The 15,527-nt window shown below is 68.7% G+C and carries 16 protein-coding genes; 8 read left to right on the top strand and 8 right to left on the bottom strand.

Features of this window, described 5'->3' with window-relative positions; genetic code table 11:
• Positions 1–11: 11 nt before the first annotated feature.
• Positions 12–1,844 (top strand): AMP-dependent synthetase/ligase, encoded by a 1,833-nt coding sequence (locus tag QMG86_RS16050; RefSeq protein ID WP_281880478.1) that lies wholly within the window; start codon positions 12–14, stop codon positions 1,842–1,844.
• Positions 1,845–1,911: 67 nt separating this feature from the next.
• On the opposite strand, the gene QMG86_RS16045 is transcribed toward QMG86_RS16050, so the two are convergent.
• Positions 1,912–2,499 (bottom strand): TetR/AcrR family transcriptional regulator, encoded by a 588-nt coding sequence (locus QMG86_RS16045; RefSeq protein WP_281880477.1) that lies wholly within the window; start codon positions 2,497–2,499, stop codon positions 1,912–1,914.
• Between the two features lie 115 nt (positions 2,500–2,614).
• Between QMG86_RS16045 and QMG86_RS16040 the strand changes: the two genes are divergently transcribed.
• A complete protein-coding gene (locus tag QMG86_RS16040; protein WP_281880476.1) occupies positions 2,615–3,694 on the top strand; it encodes a Gfo/Idh/MocA family protein in 1,080 nt (359 codons plus the stop codon).
• A gap of 224 nt (positions 3,695–3,918) precedes the next feature.
• On the opposite strand, the gene QMG86_RS16035 is transcribed toward QMG86_RS16040, so the two are convergent.
• The gene (locus QMG86_RS16035; RefSeq protein ID WP_281880474.1) at positions 3,919–4,449 is read right to left on the bottom strand and encodes a class IV adenylate cyclase; all 531 of its coding nucleotides are present in this window, start codon (positions 4,447–4,449) and stop codon (positions 3,919–3,921) included.
• A 194-nt stretch (positions 4,450–4,643) separates the two neighbouring features.
• Between QMG86_RS16035 and QMG86_RS16030 the strand changes: the two genes are divergently transcribed.
• A complete protein-coding gene (locus QMG86_RS16030) occupies positions 4,644–5,774 on the top strand; it encodes an FAD-dependent oxidoreductase (RefSeq protein ID WP_281880472.1) in 1,131 nt (376 codons plus the stop codon).
• A gap of 105 nt (positions 5,775–5,879) precedes the next feature.
• Here the strand turns inward: QMG86_RS16030 and QMG86_RS16025 are convergent, their stop codons facing one another.
• Both QMG86_RS16025 and QMG86_RS16020 read right to left on the bottom strand, forming a co-directional pair.
• The gene (locus tag QMG86_RS16025; protein WP_281880470.1) at positions 5,880–6,128 is read right to left on the bottom strand and encodes a hypothetical protein; all 249 of its coding nucleotides are present in this window, start codon (positions 6,126–6,128) and stop codon (positions 5,880–5,882) included.
• On the bottom strand, positions 6,121–6,612 hold the full coding sequence (locus QMG86_RS16020) for a DNA-directed RNA polymerase subunit beta (protein ID WP_281880469.1): 492 nt from the start codon (positions 6,610–6,612) through the stop codon (positions 6,121–6,123). The genes QMG86_RS16025 and QMG86_RS16020 overlap by 8 nt, the downstream gene beginning before the upstream one ends.
• Positions 6,613–6,935: 323 nt before the next feature.
• On the opposite strand from QMG86_RS16020, the gene QMG86_RS16015 reads away from it, so the two are divergent.
• From QMG86_RS16015 to QMG86_RS16000, 4 genes are all read left to right on the top strand, one after another.
• Complete coding sequence (locus QMG86_RS16015) at positions 6,936–7,736, top strand: helix-turn-helix domain-containing protein (RefSeq protein ID WP_281880467.1); 801 nt, start codon at positions 6,936–6,938, stop codon at positions 7,734–7,736.
• A complete protein-coding gene (locus QMG86_RS16010) occupies positions 7,733–7,939 on the top strand; it encodes a DUF397 domain-containing protein (protein ID WP_281880466.1) in 207 nt (68 codons plus the stop codon). The genes QMG86_RS16015 and QMG86_RS16010 overlap by 4 nt, the downstream gene beginning before the upstream one ends.
• Positions 7,940–8,058: 119 nt before the next feature.
• Positions 8,059–8,466, top strand: coding sequence for a YciI family protein (locus QMG86_RS16005; protein WP_281880464.1), 408 nt, complete (start codon positions 8,059–8,061; stop codon positions 8,464–8,466).
• Positions 8,463–9,635, top strand: a complete 1,173-nt coding sequence (locus QMG86_RS16000) for an RNA polymerase sigma factor (protein WP_281880463.1) — start codon at positions 8,463–8,465, stop codon at positions 9,633–9,635. The genes QMG86_RS16005 and QMG86_RS16000 overlap by 4 nt, the downstream gene beginning before the upstream one ends.
• Before the next feature lie 63 nt (positions 9,636–9,698).
• Here QMG86_RS16000 and QMG86_RS15995 read toward each other — a convergent pair whose 3' ends face one another.
• The 4 genes from QMG86_RS15995 to QMG86_RS15980 all read right to left on the bottom strand — a co-directional run bounded on the left by QMG86_RS15995 (position 9,699) and on the right by QMG86_RS15980 (position 13,016).
• A complete protein-coding gene (locus QMG86_RS15995; RefSeq protein WP_281880982.1) occupies positions 9,699–10,118 on the bottom strand; it encodes a hypothetical protein in 420 nt (139 codons plus the stop codon).
• A 353-nt stretch (positions 10,119–10,471) separates the two neighbouring features.
• Positions 10,472–11,005: a YbhB/YbcL family Raf kinase inhibitor-like protein gene (locus tag QMG86_RS15990; protein WP_281880461.1), complete on the bottom strand. Its 534-nt coding sequence runs from the start codon at positions 11,003–11,005 to the stop codon at positions 10,472–10,474.
• Positions 11,006–11,027: 22 nt separating this feature from the next.
• A complete protein-coding gene (locus tag QMG86_RS15985; RefSeq protein ID WP_281880460.1) occupies positions 11,028–12,389 on the bottom strand; it encodes a M20/M25/M40 family metallo-hydrolase in 1,362 nt (453 codons plus the stop codon).
• Positions 12,390–12,494: 105 nt separating this feature from the next.
• The gene (locus QMG86_RS15980) at positions 12,495–13,016 is read right to left on the bottom strand and encodes a GtrA family protein (protein ID WP_281880459.1); all 522 of its coding nucleotides are present in this window, start codon (positions 13,014–13,016) and stop codon (positions 12,495–12,497) included.
• Positions 13,017–13,123: 107 nt separating this feature from the next.
• Between QMG86_RS15980 and QMG86_RS15975 the strand changes: the two genes are divergently transcribed.
• A complete protein-coding gene (locus QMG86_RS15975) occupies positions 13,124–15,517 on the top strand; it encodes a beta-ketoacyl synthase N-terminal-like domain-containing protein (protein WP_281880457.1) in 2,394 nt (797 codons plus the stop codon).
• Positions 15,518–15,527 lie beyond the last annotated feature (10 nt).

The raw sequence follows: 15,527 nt of genomic DNA, 5'->3' as shown, positions 1-15,527 counted from the left end.
GGAACAGGGATATGACGACAACAGAAATCGGATACGCGCACCAGTCGGGCAAAACGGTGTACACCGTGCCCGCCGCATTCCAGGAGACCGCGCGGCTGCGCCCCGACCAGATCGCCTTGCGCAAAGTGGGCGGCACCCAGGAATACACCTGGCGCGAGTACGCCGAACGGGTGCGTTCGATCGCCGCCGGCCTGGCCGGCCTCGGCGTCGGCCACGGCGACACCGTCGGCATCATGCTCACCAACCGCCCCGAGTTCAATCTCGTCGACACCGCCGCGCTGCATCTGGGCGCCACCCCGTTCTCCATCTACAACACCAGCTCCCCCGATCAGATCTCCCACTTGTTCACCAACGCGGGCAACAAAGTCGTGGTGACCGAACAGCTGTTCCTCGACCGCATCATCGCGGCCGGAGTGCCGGTCGAGCACATCATCATGGTCGACGGACCTGCCGAGGGCGCCGTCACGCTGGAGGAAGTCGAGGCCGCACCCGCCGCCGACTTCGATTTCGACGCCGCCTGGCAGGCCGTCGGCGCCGAGGACCTGGCCACCCTGATCTACACCTCCGGTACCACCGGCCCGTCCAAGGGCGTGGAGATCACCCACCGCAACGTGCTGGCCCAGATCATCGTCCTGGTCAACGGCCCGTTGCAGGTCGGCCTCGACGACCGGGTGGTGTCCTACCTGCCTGCCGCTCACGTGGCCGACCGGATCTCCGCCCATGCGCTGAACCTGCTCACCGGCATCCAGATCACCACCGTGCCCGACCCGCGCGAAGTCGCCGCCGCCCTGCCCGACGCGCGCCCGACCACCTTCTTCGGTGTCCCGCGCGTCTGGCAGAAGATCAAGGCCGGTGTCGAGGGCAAACTCGCCGAAGAACCGAGCCCGGTCAAGAAGGCGCTGGCCAACTGGGCGATCGCCACCGGTGTCGCCGCCGCTCGCGCCGATCTGGCGGGCAAGGGCCGCGGTCCCCTGCTCAGCGCGCAGCACAAGATCGCCGAGACCCTGGTGTTGTCCAAACTGCGCCACGCCCTGGGCCTGGAGCAACTGAAAGTCGCCTCCTCCGGCGCCGCCCCCATCCCGCCGGAGACCCTGGAATACTTCCTCGGCCTCGGCTTCACCGTCAGCGAGGTGTGGGGTATGTCGGAAACCACCGGCGTGGGCACCTATACCGAACTGGACAAGCCGCGTCCCGGCTCGGTCGGGCGCGCCGCCGACGGCGTGGAACTGCGGCTGGACGCCGACGGCGAGGTGCTGGTGCGCGGCGCGATCGTCACCCGCGGCTACCGCAACATGCCCGACAAGACCGCCGAGGCCATCGACTCCGACGGCTGGCTGCACACCGGTGACATCGGCACCCTCGACGCCGACGGTTACCTGCGGATCGTGGACCGCAAGAAGGAACTGATCATCAACGAGGCGGGCAAGAACATCGCCCCCAGCAATATCGAGAACTCGGTGAAGGCCGTCTCCTCGCTGATCGGCCAGGTCGTCGCCCTCGGCGACGCCAAGCCCTACATCGCGGCCCTGATCGTGCTCGACCCCGACGTCGCCGCGCTGCGGGCGAAGGAACTCGACGCCACCGGCGAGGACATCGCCGCCCTGGCCACGCGCAAGCAGATCGTCGACGAGGTACTCGCCGCGGTCCAGGCGGGCAACGCCAAACTCTCGCGCGTGGAACAGATCAAGCGCTTCACCATCCTCGGCGCGGTCTGGGAACCCGGCGGCGACGAGCTGACCCCGAAGATGTCGCTCAAACGCGCCCCCATCGCGGCCAAGTATCAGGCCGAGATCGAGGCCCTGTACGCCGAGGAGCCCTCCGAACAGGTCATCAGCGTCAAATAGGCCCGACGGAAAGCGCTGTGGCCCAAGTCTTTTCGGGTTCACAGCGCTTCTCGGCTCCCGGCGCGGGCTACGCGCCTTCGTCCAGGAGTGTGCGCAGCGCCGAGGTGCCGATCCGCCGCAGCTCGTCGCGGCTGCGCCCGGCCGCGGCCTGGACGGCGATGCCGTCGGAGATCGTGTGCACGAGTGCGGCCAGGGCGGCCGGCTGGTGGCGAGACGGAAGGTCGGTGGCCTGCTCGAGCCGCCTGCGCAGCGCCGCCTCGCCGGCTTTGCGTACCGCGACGGCGTCCTGGCGTGCGGCGTGCGCGTCGGGTCCGCTGGCGTGAACGGTTTTGACGCACAGACAGCCGGGGGGCGTGTTCTCGCCTGCGGTCAGGTCGATGGCCCCGTGGATCAGCCGCTCGATGACCTCGCGGCCGGTGGGCGCGTCCAGCGCGTCGGCGGCGTAGGCGCCGGGACCGTCGAGGTAGCGGGCAAGGACCTTGCCGAACAGTTCCTCTTTGTTCCCGAAGGCGGCATAGAGACTGGGCTTGTTGATGCCCATGGCGGCGGTCAGGTCGGCCAGCGAGGTGCCCTCGTAGCCCTGCCGCCAGAACACCTCCAGCGCGCGGTCGAGTGCCGTGGCTGCGTCGAACGAGCGTGGGCGTCCTCCGGGCATGCCGTCCCTCCATGCTCTCTCCACGTTTTTTACCTATCGGTACATTACCTCTTGTGTGAGCCCGGTGTGCCGCCTAGTTTGATACCGAAAGGTACATAACTAAGGAGCGACGTACATGATCCGAGTCGGGGTTGTCGGGGCCAGCGGTTGGGCCAACAGCTCACACCTGCCCGCGCTCGCAGCGCTCGAGGAGTTCGACGTGACCGCGGTCGCGACGACCAACCAGGCCAGCGCGGACCGCGCGGCCGCCGCCCACGGCGCGCGGCACGCCTTCGCCGACGCCGACGAACTCATCGCACACCCTGAGGTCGACCTGGTCGTGGTCTCGGTGAAGGCTTCCGGGCATGCCGCCGTGATCCGGGCCGCGCTCGCCGCGGGCAAGCACGTCGTGTCCGAGTGGCCGCTGGGCGTCGACGCCGACGAAGCGGGCGAGCTGACCGAGGCCGCCACCGCTGCGGGCGTCGTTCACGCGGTCGTCCTCCAGGGCCACCACTCCCCGAGCGCCCGTTTCGCCGCCGACCTCGTGGCCGACGGCCGGATCGGCGCGCTGGAATCGGTCGCGCTGGTGGCGGAGGGCGCCCCCTGGGGCGGCAGTCGAATATGGCCGAACCTGGTATTCGGCCTCGATCCGTCGGAGGGAACCAACATCCTGACCATCATGGCCGGTCACTTCCTGGCCGCACTCGAACGAGTCGCGGGCCCACTGACCGAAGTCTCCGCACGGCTGCCCCGCACGCACGACCACGTGCTCGTCACCGGGACGGAGCGGACCGTGCCCAACGCCACGCCCAGCCACGTGCTGCTGCACGGACAGCTGGCCGGCGGCGCCACCGCGTCGGTCGCCGTGCACGGCGGCAACGGTCCGGCCCGGTACGGGTTCCGGCTCGAGCTCGTCGGCAGCGACGGAACGTTGACCGCCACCCCGGCCCAGCCCGGGACATTCATCCACTGGGGCGACTGGGACATCCGGATCGGCGACGAGGTCCTTCCCGTGCCCGACACCTATCGCACCGTCCCCGCCGGCGTCCGGTCCGGCCCACCGGCCAACATCGCGGCCCTCTACCAGGAAGTCGCCCAGGCCATCGCCGAAGCCCGGCAACCGCATCCCAGCTTCGAGACCGCCCTGCGCCACCACCGGCTCCTCGCCGCCATCGAACAGTCCGCGGCCGAGGGAATCGTGCGGACCATCTCGTAGCCGGCATGTAGTGCGTATCGACCGACCCGGCTTCCGTCGCCTGCTCGACGAATCCCGGACCACCGACCCGGACCGAATCGTCAGCGGTGCGGCGCGCCGCCGCATCGGTGCGCGGGCTTACCAGCCCATCCGGGCCCACACGAAGGCGAGCGTATTCGGCCGGCGACCGCACCGAGGCGTGCCCCTCAGGTGCATCGGCATCGGCGCGGAGCCGTGATCACTACTCAGAACCGGAGTTCGCGCACGGTGTTGAGGTCGATGCCGTGCCGTGCGTAGATCTTGATCGTGTTCTCGCCGGTCAGATCGGCTTCGGTGTAGCCGAGCAGTCCGGCGATGCGGACTACTTCGTCCTTGGTCGCGGCTTCGATCTCCAGGTACGGCGGGATCCGCGGCCAGGTATCGATCTCGAGCTGCGCGCCGTCGAGCACGAAGCTGATCCGCTCGGTCTCCTGGTACGACTTCGCCGTGAACCCCAGCGTCTCGAGCAGGGCGTTGGTGGCGGCGAAATCGTCGACGCCCACCTCCACTTCGTGGGTGCCGCCGATGGCGTCGCTGGTGATGTGCTTGACCGCGAGGGTGGTGCCGTCGCCGTTGTCGCGCAACCGGATCCACTTCGATTCATCACCGGGCGTGACGTCGTACACGTAGCGGCGCATGAGCCGCTCGCCGAGCTTCCGGCCCCCCTTGTCGACGATGTGCCGTTCGATGGCGTCCGGGTCGATATCGAGGATCTTGGCTTCGTGCTCGATGGGCACTGCTGACTCCTGTTCGGATCGGCGGTCCACCGAACTTACCGGCTGCCGGCCGCTGCGGTTTCCCGGAGGCGGGGCAAGGTCACGCCGGAGGCGGCTCTGTCGCGAGCCGGCATTCACCCCATTGGGGGATGGACGCATGAGGGTGCAAGCCAGGCGCAAGGGCTGTGCAACCCCTGCCCAGCACCCTCGTCACCATGACCAATCCAGTAACGATCATCGGCGCCGGACTCGGCGGACTCGCTCTGGCCCGCGTCCTGCACGTCCACGGCATCCCGGCCACGGTGTACGAGGCCGAACCGACCCCGACGGCGCGCACGCAGGGCGGCATGCTCGACATCCACGACTACAACGGCCAACTCGCCCTCGCGGCGGCCGGACTGACGGACGAATTCCGCGGCCTCATCCTGGAAGGCCGCCAGGCGATGCGGATCCTCGACCCGAACGGGACCGTTCTGCTCGACCAACCCGACGACGGCACCGGCGGACGCCCCGAGGTGCAGCGCGGCGAACTACGACAACTGCTGCTGGACTCGCTGCCGACCGGCACCGTCCGGTGGGGCAAGAAGCTCAGTGGTGTTCGTACTCTCGGTGCGGGCCGCCACGAGGTGACCTTCGCCGACGGCGGCACGCTCGTCACGAGCCTGCTGGTCGGCGCCGACGGCGCGTGGTCACGGGTCCGGCCGCTGCTGTCCACCGCCGTACCCGACTACACCGGCGAGTCGTTCGTCGAGACCTACCTGTACGACGCCGACACCCGCCACCCCGCCGCCGCGGCAGCGGTCGGCGGCGGGTCGATGTCGGCGCCCTCGCCGGGCCGAGAGATCCACGCACACCGCGAAAAGGGCGACACCCTGCACGCCTACGTGGTGCTCGCCAGACCGCACGACTGGTTCGCCGCCATCGACTTCACCGACGCCGCCACGGCCACCGCACGAATCGCGCACGAATTCCACGGCTGGGCGCCGGAACTCACCGCGCTGATCACCGACACCGACATCCCGCCGGTCTGGCGCCCGCATTACACCCTGCCCGTCGGGCACCGGTGGAATCGGGTGCCGGGGGTGACCCTGCTCGGCGACGCCGCCCATCTCATGCCCACGAACGGTGAAGGCGCCAACCTCGCCCTACTCGACGGCGCCGAACTCGGCAACGCCCTCGCCGTGCACCCCGACGACATCGAGACCGCCCTCACCGAATACGAGCAAGCCATGTTCGCCCGCAGCACCAAGGTCGCCACCGAATCCGCCGAGTTGTTCGGAGACCGATACGACGGCACGGCCGAGGGCCTGGTCGCCGCGTTCACCGCACCCGAGCGCATCCGCTGAGCCCACGCCACCGCGCGGGGTATCCGCGCCTGCCGCGGGCGTGCGTGGATCGCTATTCGGATTCGCCTACCCACCGCCACCGCGGAGCGTTCGGGTTGCCGGCTCTCACGGCTCCAGATACAACCGCTCGCACGGCAGTCGCGGATACCCGTCGGTGTCCTCCATCGACACCTCGACCGCGTCGTGCCAGTGCCGGGCACGCCACTCCTGGACGAACAGGCACGCGGCGGTCACGCAGGCGACGAAGTCCATCCGGAGGCCGTGCCAGAACACGGACAAGTGCACATCCGGCTCGGACGGCAGCGGAGATCCACGGCGCGGCAGTGATTCTTCGGCCTCGGGCGTCTCACGCATACGCGATGCCACGCTTCCGGCGGGCGATGCGCTCGGCTACGCATCCACGGATCGCGGCCACGACGACGCTTCCGGATGGGCGAAAAGGGCTGTCCGGCAGAGTAACCCAGGCGGGAAAGGCGGTGCCCCGATCGGCCGGACCCGGCAACGCCACGGTTCCGCCCGCGCACACCAACGAGACGTCGAGCCCGAACATCTCCGCGAACAACGTGATGTCACCGGGCAGGTCGGGCTGCGTCAGATACGTCCACCGCTTCGACCGGGGATGCGACATGATCGGCCCGACCCTGTGGTGATGCCGCTGCATCCACACCTTCACGTCCTGGCCCAACGTGGCGGGCATGATCACCGCCCACGCCACCCCCATGCGTAGGACTATGCGCCCCACCTGAGGTGGATCGACCTGCGCGGGCAGGTCGCACACCTGCCGGTAGTAGGCGCACCACGCCAGCGGCGTATTTCCGAAAGGTGTCCGGCCCAGCATCAAACCCCCTGCTCAATCGCACAATAGTTTGCGGTGCGCCAGCTTCGCGGTAGCCGCCGTCGTTGTAAGCAGGAGATGCCCACGGAGACCTCACATTCCGCTCCTACGGTCTGGCGCACTCCCAGTAGACGCCTGAGCCAAGCATTTTGGAATATTCCATGGCGCGAGTAGCCTAGATTTCTCCCCATCTTCCAGGCTTGCTCCGCAGATCCTTCCAAATTCACACAACGCCGTGAGGTTGGCTAATGACTGAGAGTCCGGGCTCCACAGTTCCCCGTCGCATGTTGGGTCGCCGACTGCGTCAGCTACGCGAGGCGTCCGGTGTGACCGTCGCGCAAGCGTGCAAGGTCATCGAGGTGTCCCCGCAGACCATGTGGCGGCTGGAGGGCGGCCAGGGCGTGAAACTGAAGGACATCTACATCAAAGCCCTCTGCGAACTGTATGGAGTAGCAGAGGACGACGCGGCAGCATTGACGGGCCTTGTCCGTGAGACCAAGAGGACTGGATGGTGGCATGCCTACGGCGATGCGGTGCCGACCTACTTCGATCTCTATCTCGGGCTCGAAGAAGCTGCCCGGAAGCTGACGACCTTCCATCTCACGCTGCTGCCCGGTCTGCTCCAGACTCCTGGCTACCGGCGTTCAGTGATTTGGGGTGCGTATCCCGGTATGCCTACCTCGGATGTCGAGCGTCGAATCGAGATTGCGACCAAGCGTCAGGAACGCTTACGGGAATCGCGTCACCGCTTCACCATGAACGTATTTCTCGGAGAGGCAGGGCTGAGATACCAGATCGGCGGACCGGCGGTTATGTCGGAACAACTCCACCATCTCTTGGCCGTTTCGCGGCTGCCCACCGTCACTCTGCGGGTGGTGCCACTCCGAACTGAGCGCGTATTGCCGCTGGTAACAGGGTCTTTCACGCTGATGGAGTTCCCAGAGCTGCAATCTTTCACCGAGCCTCCAGTGGTGTACGTTGAGGGCTATACGGGTGCGCTCTACCTGGACAAGCCCAGTGAAATAGACCAATACAAGACAGCATGTAAGGCGATTCAGACCGCCGCGTTGGATGAAGAAGAAACCAGGGAACTGGTGTTGAAGATCGCTAAGGAGTATGCCGAGTGAGTACCGATCGGGCCGAGGCGGCGTGGTTCAAGAGCAGTCGCAGCGGACCCAACCAGGATTGCGTCGAGGTGGCATATCTGGAGGACGGGACGATCGGCATGAGGGACTCCAAGGACCCGTCCGGTCCGGCCCTCGTGTTCACCCCCAGGGCGTGGGACGCGTTTACCGCCGGGTTGGCTGATGGGGCGCTCGAGCAGTCGTAGAACAATCACAAACCAGAAGGCGCGAAAAAGTTCGGCGGCGGATGTCGAGAACGTCGTGACGGCTCCGTCCCAGGGGTGAGCGACCAACCGGGGTCGCAGGTTCCGGAAGGATGGATGTCATGGCGAAGTACCTGCTTCTCAAGCACTACCGAGGCGCGCCGGCGGCGGTCAACGACGTGCCGATGGATCAGTGGACGCCCGCGGAGATCGAGGCGCACCTCGAGTACATGAACGACTTCGCCGCCCGCCTGGAAGGCACCGGCGAGTTCGTCGACGGCCAAGCCCTGGCGCAGGAGGGGGCGTGGGTGCGCTACGACGGCGAGGGCAAGCCCCCGGTGACCGACGGCCCGTTCGCGGAGACCAAGGACCTGATCGCGGGGTGGATGATCATCGACGTCGACTCCTACGAGCGCGCCGTCGAGCTGGCCGGCGAGTTGTCCGCGGCGCCCGGCGCGGGCGGCAAGCCGATCCACGAGTGGCTCGAGGTGCGGCCGTTCCTGACCGCCGCGCCGACCGTCACCGAGTGACGGCCGCCGACGCGGTGGACGAGGCCCAGCTGCGGGATCTGATCCCCGGCGTCCTGACAGCCCTCGTCCACCGCGGGGCGGATTTCGCGACCGCCGAAGACGCCGTGCAGGAAGCGCTGATCCGGGCCGTCGAGACCTGGCCGAAGCAGCGCCCCGGCGACCCGAAGGGGTGGCTGATCACCACGGCGTGGCGGTGCTTCCTCGATCTCGCCCGCTCCGATCTCGCGCGGCACCGCCGGGAGCTGCGGGACTGCGAGGAGCCACCGCCCGGACCCACCACCGCGGTGGATGAAACGCTGCAGCTCTACTTCCTGTGCGCGCACCCCAGCCTCACCCCCGCGTCGGCGGTTGCCCTGACATTGCGGGCCGTCGGCGGTCTCACCACCCGCCAGATCGCTCAGGCCTACCTCGTGCCCGAAGCGACCATGGCCCAGCGGATCAGCCGCGCCAAACGGACCGTCGCCGGCGTCCGGCTGGACCGTCCCGGAGACCTGCGCACCGTGCTGCGGGTGCTGTATCTGGTGTTCAACGAGGGATACAGCGGCGATGTCGACCTCGCCGCCGAGGCGATCCGGCTGGCCAGGCAGCTGGCCGCGACCACCGGCGACCCGGAGGTCGCGGGCCTGCTGGCCCTGTTCCTGCTCCACCACGCCAGGCGCGCGGCCCGCACGCGCGCCGACGGCAGTCTCGTGCCGCTGTCCGAGCAGGACCGCAGCCTCTGGCGGCGCGACCTGATCGCCGAAGGCGTGCTGGTGCTGCAAGCGGCGCTGGCCCGCGACCGGCTCGGGGAATACCAGGCGCAGGCCGCGATCGCGGCCCTGCACGCCGACGCGCAGACCGCCGAGGAGACCGACTGGGTGCAGATCGTCGAGTGGTACGACGAACTGCTCCGGTTCACCGACAGCCCGGTGGTGCGGCTCAATCGCGCCGTCGCGGTGGGTGAGGCGGACGGACCGCGGGCGGGGCTGGCCGCGCTCGCCGACCTCGACCCGGCGCTGCCGCGATACACCGCTTCATCCGCCTACTTGCATGAGCGCACGGGAGACCTCGCCACGGCAGCGCAGCTCTACGCGCGGGCCGCCGCACAGGCGCACAACCTGGCCGAGCGCAACCACCTCACCCTGCGGGCGGCAACCCTGCGCCAGCGCCTGTCGAGTGAAGGAGGATGAGCGACCGATCTCGCGGTCGCCCGCTTCGACGCGGCGCCGCGAGCCGTGCACTCCGAGGCGGGGCTACCCCAACTGTTCCACGGCGAAGCCGGCCAGCAGCACGGCGAATCCGCCGATCTCGCCGATGATCAACGCGGCGAGAACGAAACGCATCGACGGCGGTGGATTGCGCATCTGGTTGTCGGTCTCACGCTGCAAGCCGAGCCGGATGTAGTTCGCGATCGTCACGACGAACAGCAGGATGATGGCCCCCGCCGCGACGGCGTTCACCGCGGTGGGCCAGCCGGACAATTCGACGAACCACGCGATCAATCCGGTCGCGAAGGAGTACAGCAGTGCGGCTCGGTGAGCGATGTCCACGTAGGGGTGGGCCAGACCGTCCGGCGAGGTGGTCATCGCCTGCCACTTCCATACCCCGAGCACCAGTGCCCACAGGAAGATGAGCCCGGCGAAGAAGAGCACCCAGGCCGTTTCCGTGCGAATGATCAAGTTCGTACCCTCATCAGTCCTCGCACGCCCTATTGGGCGGCTGTCCAGCGGCAGCGTAGCCCCTCCGGCCGGTCGCGGCCCGGGAGAAACGAACCAATACTGGGAAGACCAACCGGTCGGATCGGATGCGGTCCTACTCGGCTACGGGCTCGCCATACGGAACGAAAGAGGCGCGACACACGGTGCTCCGCCAGCCGTGATCGGTCGCGGTCAGCGCTCGGCCGCGAGGATCCCGCGGCCACGGCTCGCGCCAGGTTCACGCCCGCTCCGAAGCCGCGTCGAAACCGCGCTGGAGAAAGCACCGTGGCCCCGAGCGTTTCGCTCAGGGCCACAGTCATGCCGAAGGGCTACTTCTGCTCGTAGGTGGCGACCAGGGTGGCGCGAGCCAGCGTGTGGGAGAACAAGTTGAAGCCCAGGTAGGCGGGGCTGGCGTTCTCGTCGATGCCGAGGCTTTCGACGTCGACGGCGTGCACGACGATGAAGTAGCGGTGGGGGCCGTGGCCGGGCGGCGGGGCCGCGCCGACGAAGCCGTGGAAGCCGCCGTCGTTGCGCAGGGTGATCGCACCGGTCGGCATCGCGCCGCCCTCTTCGCCGCTGCCCGCGCCCGCGGGCAGGGAGGTCGCGCTGACGGGAATGTCGGCGACGACCCAGTGCCAGAAGCCGGAGGCGGTGGGTGCGTCGGGGTCGTACACCGTCACCGCGAAGCTCTTGGTCTCCGCAGGGAAACCCGACCAGGACAGCTGCGGGGAGATGTCCTGGCCTCCCGCCCCGAAGATGCCGCTGACCTGCTCGTTCTTGAACGGCTGCCCGTCGGTGACGTCGTCGGAGGTGAGTGTGAACGACGGCACCTGCGGAAGCGCGTCGTAGGGGTTGTAGGTCATGAAACCTCTCTTCCGGATCGGATCAGCTGTGCAGTAGGAAGTGTTCCAGCACGCGGGTGCCGAATTCGAGGGCCTCCACCGGCACCCGCTCGTCGACGCCGTGGAACAGGGCGGTGAAGTCCAGCTCCGGGGGCAGCTGCAACGGCGCGAAGCCGAAGCAGCGAATACCCAAGCGGGCGAACGCTTTCGCGTCGGTGCCGCCGGAGAGCATGTAGGGCACGGTGCGGCCGCGCGGATCGTGGGCCAGCACGGCGTTGTTCATCGCGTCGACCAGATCGCCGTCGAAGGTCGTCTCGTAGGAGTCGAGCTTGGTGATCCACTCGCGTTCGACGTCGGGGCCGATCAGCTCGTCCACCTCCTGCTCGAACGCCGCCTGCCGCCCGGGCACCACGCGGCAGTCCACCACCGCTTCGGCGGTCTGCGGGATCACGTTGGCCTTGTAACCGGCCTGCAGCATGGTGGGGTTCGCCGTGTCGCGCAGGGTGGCGCCGATGATGCGGGAAATGGTGCCCAGCTTCGCCAGCTGGCCCTCGATGTCGGGGCTCGCCGGATCGAACTCCAGGCCCGTCTCCTCGGCGACGGCGGCGAGGAACGCGGCCACCGAATCCGAGAGCACCAGGGGGAAGGTGTGTTTGCCCAGCCGGGCCACCGCCTCGGCGAGGATGGTGACCGCGTTGTCCTCGTGCAGGAACGAGCCGTGACCGGCGCGGGCCTTGGCCCGCAATCGCATCCAGCCCAGGCCCTTCTCGGCGGTCTCCACCAGGTACAGCCTGCGCTCGGTGCCGTCGGGCCGCGGTACGGTCAGCGAGAACCCGCCGACCTCCCCCACCGCCTCGGTGACGCCGTCGAACAGATCGGGGCGGTTGTCCACCAGCCACTGCGAGCCCCACTTGCCGCCGTTCTCCTCGTCGGCGAGGAAGGCGAAGACCAGATCGCGCGGCGGCACCGTGCCCTCGAGCTTGAACTGGCGCGCCACCGCCAGCGTCATCCCGACCATGTCCTTCATGTCGATCGCGCCGCGACCCCACACGTAACCGTCGCGCACCGCGCCGGAGAACGGGTGCACGCTCCAGTCCGCGGCTTGGGCGGGCACCACGTCCAGGTGCCCGTGGATCATCAGCGCGCCACGACTGCGGTCGGCTCCCTCCAGCCGCGCGAAGACGTTGCCGCGCCCGTCCGCGCCGGACTCGACGTATTCGGTGACGTATCCCGCTTGATGCAGCTGGTCGGCCACCCACTGCGCGCATTCGCGCTCCCCCTTGGTGGTGGCCAGATCGCCGGTGTTGGAGGTGTCGAAGCGGATCAGCGTACTGACCAGCTCCACCACTTCCGATACCGCGCGGGAGCTTCTGTTCGGGTCGATTCCTTCGCCAGTTGCGGACACGCTCCCTTTCCTACCACCCGCGCGGCCGGGCGGACGTCCGGCCGGGGTATCGCGGCGAGGCGATTCGGCCCGTACGGTGCGCGATCACGCATGGCAGGGTTGCCGTCAGGGTGAGCGGAACTCCCCCGCCGCGCCGGGCCCCTGCACCTCGTCCGGGAACACCACCCGCACGAATGCCCAGAACCGGAACACCATGCCCAGCGCCGTGCCGATGAGCTGCGCGGCGACGAAGTCGGCCAGGTTCTGGGTGAAGCGGGAGACCTCGGGCACCTCGAGATGCAGCACATACCGCGACACCCACAGCGGTGCGGTGTTGATCGCGACGGCCAGGAAACTGACCAGATAGAACAGCGCGGCCTCGTGATGACCGCGCCGCCCGCCGCGCCCGTCGAAGGACCACTGCTTGTTGAGCACATACGACAGCGTGATCGCCGCCAGCACCGCGACCACTTTCGCCGTGACCGGATGCGCCTCGAGCACAGTGCTCTTCAAAGTCAGGAAAACCGCGGTGTCCAGCGTGAACGCGGCGACACCGACAGAGGCGAAACGTAATAGTTCTCGACGCCGTGCCTCGCCCCCCAGCGCGGACGTCACCCGAGCGAAAACGGGACGTTCGGAAAACAGCACAGGTAGAGTCTCCGGCACATGTCCCTACCCCACAACAAGATCGGCGGATTCACCGCCTCACCCGCTGCGCGGGTGTGCGGCCGGTGGATCGCGGGCAGGTGAATAGCGTGAAGAAGGCCAAGCGGCGCATCCGTCCCCAGCCGGAGGTCGACGCCGCGGCGCGTGCCGCGGAGCCCATCGCCGTGATCGGCATGAGTTGCCGCTTCGCCGGAGGCGCCGATTCACCGGAAGCGTTGTGGCGGTTGCTGATCGAGGAGACCGACGCGATCGCCGACGCGCCCCCGCCCGGCCGCTGGCCGGGGGATCATCTCGGCTCCGACCGAGCCGCCGCGGGCAAGACGGTGTCGGTCGCCGGTGGGTATCTGGCGGATGTCGCCGGCTTCGACGCCGAGTTCTTCGGCATCACCCCGCGCGAGGCCGCCGACATGGATCCGCAGCAACGCTTGGCACTGGAATTGGCTTGGGAGGCATGCGAAGACGCGGGGATCCGGCCCGATCGGGCGCCGCGCACCGGTGTGTACTTCGCCAACAAGTTCAACGATTATCGCGCCGTCAAGCTCGCCAGGGGCGCCACCGCGATCACGCCGTTCACCAGCACCGGAGATGTCGAAGGCGTGATCGCCAACCGGGTGTCGTACGTCCTGGGTTTCGATGGACCCAGCATGACCGTGAACGCCTCCTGCGCCGGATCGCTGGTCGCCGTGCATCTGGCCTGCCAGGCCCTGCGGGCAGGGGAGAGCGCGCTGGCCCTCGCGGGTGGCGTGCAACTGAACCTGATACCGGAGACCGCGATCGGATTGTCCGCGCTGGGTGTGCTGTCCGCCGGTGGCCGATCCCGCGCCTTCGACGCCTCCGCCGACGGCTACGTGCGCGGTGAAGGCGGCGCGGTCGTCGTGCTCAAACCACTGCGCCAGGCCCTGCGTGACGGCGACCGCGTCTACTGCACCCTGCTCGGCAGCGCCACCAACAACAACGGCAGGCACCACTCCATGCCCGCCAGCAGCGCCGACGGGCAGCGGCAACTGCTGCGGCGGGCCTGCGAGCGGGCGGGAGTGGACCCTTCGACGATCGACTACGTCGAGGCGCACGGCACCGGCACCGCCGTCGGTGACCGTGCCGAACTTTCCGCGTTGGCCGCGGTGTACGGCGCGGGCAGAGCTCTCGGCGAGCCGCTGATCGTCGGCTCCGTCAAGACGAACATCGGGCACACCGAGGCGGCCGCGGGCATGGCCGGACTGGTGAAAGTCGCGCTTGCCGTGTCGCGTCGGCGGATCCCGCGCAGTCTCCACTTCGACCGTGTGCCCGCCGAGTTCGATCCCGCCGCGACCGGAGTGCGGGTGGCCGACACCGCGATGGCGTGGCCGCGCCACGACGGCCCCGCGCGCGCCGCGGTGAGCGCGTTCGGTTTCGGCGGCTCGAACGCTCACGTCCTCGTCGAAGCCGCGCCCGCGTTGGAACCGGTCGGCGACAGCGGCGTCTCGGAGCGGCTGGTGGTGCTGTCCGCACGCAGCGAAGCCGCGCTGCGGGAGCACGCACGTCGGCTGCGGGAGTATCTCGTGGACCATCCGGATATCCGCTTGGGGGACCTCGCGCATACTCTCGCCACGAGAGCCGTTCTCCAGCAGCGCATTGCGACGGTAGCCGACGATGTCGACCAAGTTGTGGAATTCCTCGACGCCTATCTCGACGGCGCCACCGAGGACGCCGACGCAGACGAGAACGAGGTGCTGGGCCTCGTGCTGAGCGCGGCCCTGCGTCCCGGCGCCGTGGCTCGTCGCGACCTACTGCGCGCGGCGGGCACGCTGTTCGAGCGTGGCGTGGAACCCGACTGGGCGGCGGTGAACCCGCCGGGCCGCACGATCTCGCTGCCCACCTATCCGTTCCAGCGCGAACGGCACTGGGCGGACCCGCAGGCCCAGGACCAGGCACTCGGCGTCGCCGCGCCCGCGACGCCTGCGCGGGATGAATCGCTCGTCGAAATCGCTTCTCCTGACGGATCGGTTCGAAGGTCGCCTGCGGTGGCGTCGGTGACGACTCCGGAAAGGATCGTGACCACCGCGACGGTTGCCGACTCGCTACCGCGCCCGGCAGCGCTCGCGTCGCCCTCTGGGGCCGGAGAGCACGGAACTACGCCTGGTCTCGCGGCGCTCGCCACCCTGGTCACCACCGAACTGGCCGAAGTCGTCGGCATCGCGCCCGACCGGGTGGCCGTGCGGCAGAACTTCGAGCAGCTCGGGATCGGCTCGGTGCACGCCGTGGAGCTGTCGGCGCGCCTCGGGGCCCGCCTCGGTGTCGACGTCCCCGCCGCCGTCATCTGGGGCTGCCCCACCGTCGAGTTGTTGGCGGCTGAGCTCGACCTCCGCCTCACCCCGGCGAACCCGGCGACGGAGGCGCCGTCCCCGGCCCCCGCCGCGCCGGAGGCGGATCAGCGACCGCCGGGGGCGGAGGAAGTCCTCTCGACCGCGGAACTGCTGGCGTTGAGCCGGGAACTGCTCGGCTGAGCCCGACACG

It is taken from the genome of Nocardia sputorum (assembly GCF_027924405.1).
Lineage (GTDB): Bacteria > Actinomycetota > Actinomycetes > Mycobacteriales > Mycobacteriaceae > Nocardia > Nocardia sputorum.
This window is presented reverse-complemented; position numbering and strand designations above follow the sequence as displayed.

Excerpts from the sequence above, each read along its gene's own strand:
- QMG86_RS16050 (WP_281880478.1), top strand. The coding sequence starts at position 12 with ATGACGACAACAGAAATCGGATACGCGCACCAGTCGGGCAAAACGGTG.
- QMG86_RS16045 (WP_281880477.1), bottom strand. The coding sequence starts at position 2,499 with ATGCCCGGAGGACGCCCACGCTCGTTCGACGCAGCCACGGCACTCGAC.
- QMG86_RS16040 (WP_281880476.1), top strand. The coding sequence starts at position 2,615 with ATGATCCGAGTCGGGGTTGTCGGGGCCAGCGGTTGGGCCAACAGCTCA.
- QMG86_RS16030 (WP_281880472.1), top strand. The coding sequence starts at position 4,644 with ATGACCAATCCAGTAACGATCATCGGCGCCGGACTCGGCGGACTCGCT.
- QMG86_RS16025 (WP_281880470.1), bottom strand. The coding sequence starts at position 6,128 with ATGCGTGAGACGCCCGAGGCCGAAGAATCACTGCCGCGCCGTGGATCT.
- QMG86_RS16020 (WP_281880469.1), bottom strand. The coding sequence starts at position 6,612 with ATGCTGGGCCGGACACCTTTCGGAAATACGCCGCTGGCGTGGTGCGCC.
- QMG86_RS16005 (WP_281880464.1), top strand. The coding sequence starts at position 8,059 with ATGGCGAAGTACCTGCTTCTCAAGCACTACCGAGGCGCGCCGGCGGCG.
- QMG86_RS15990 (WP_281880461.1), bottom strand. The coding sequence starts at position 11,005 with ATGACCTACAACCCCTACGACGCGCTTCCGCAGGTGCCGTCGTTCACA.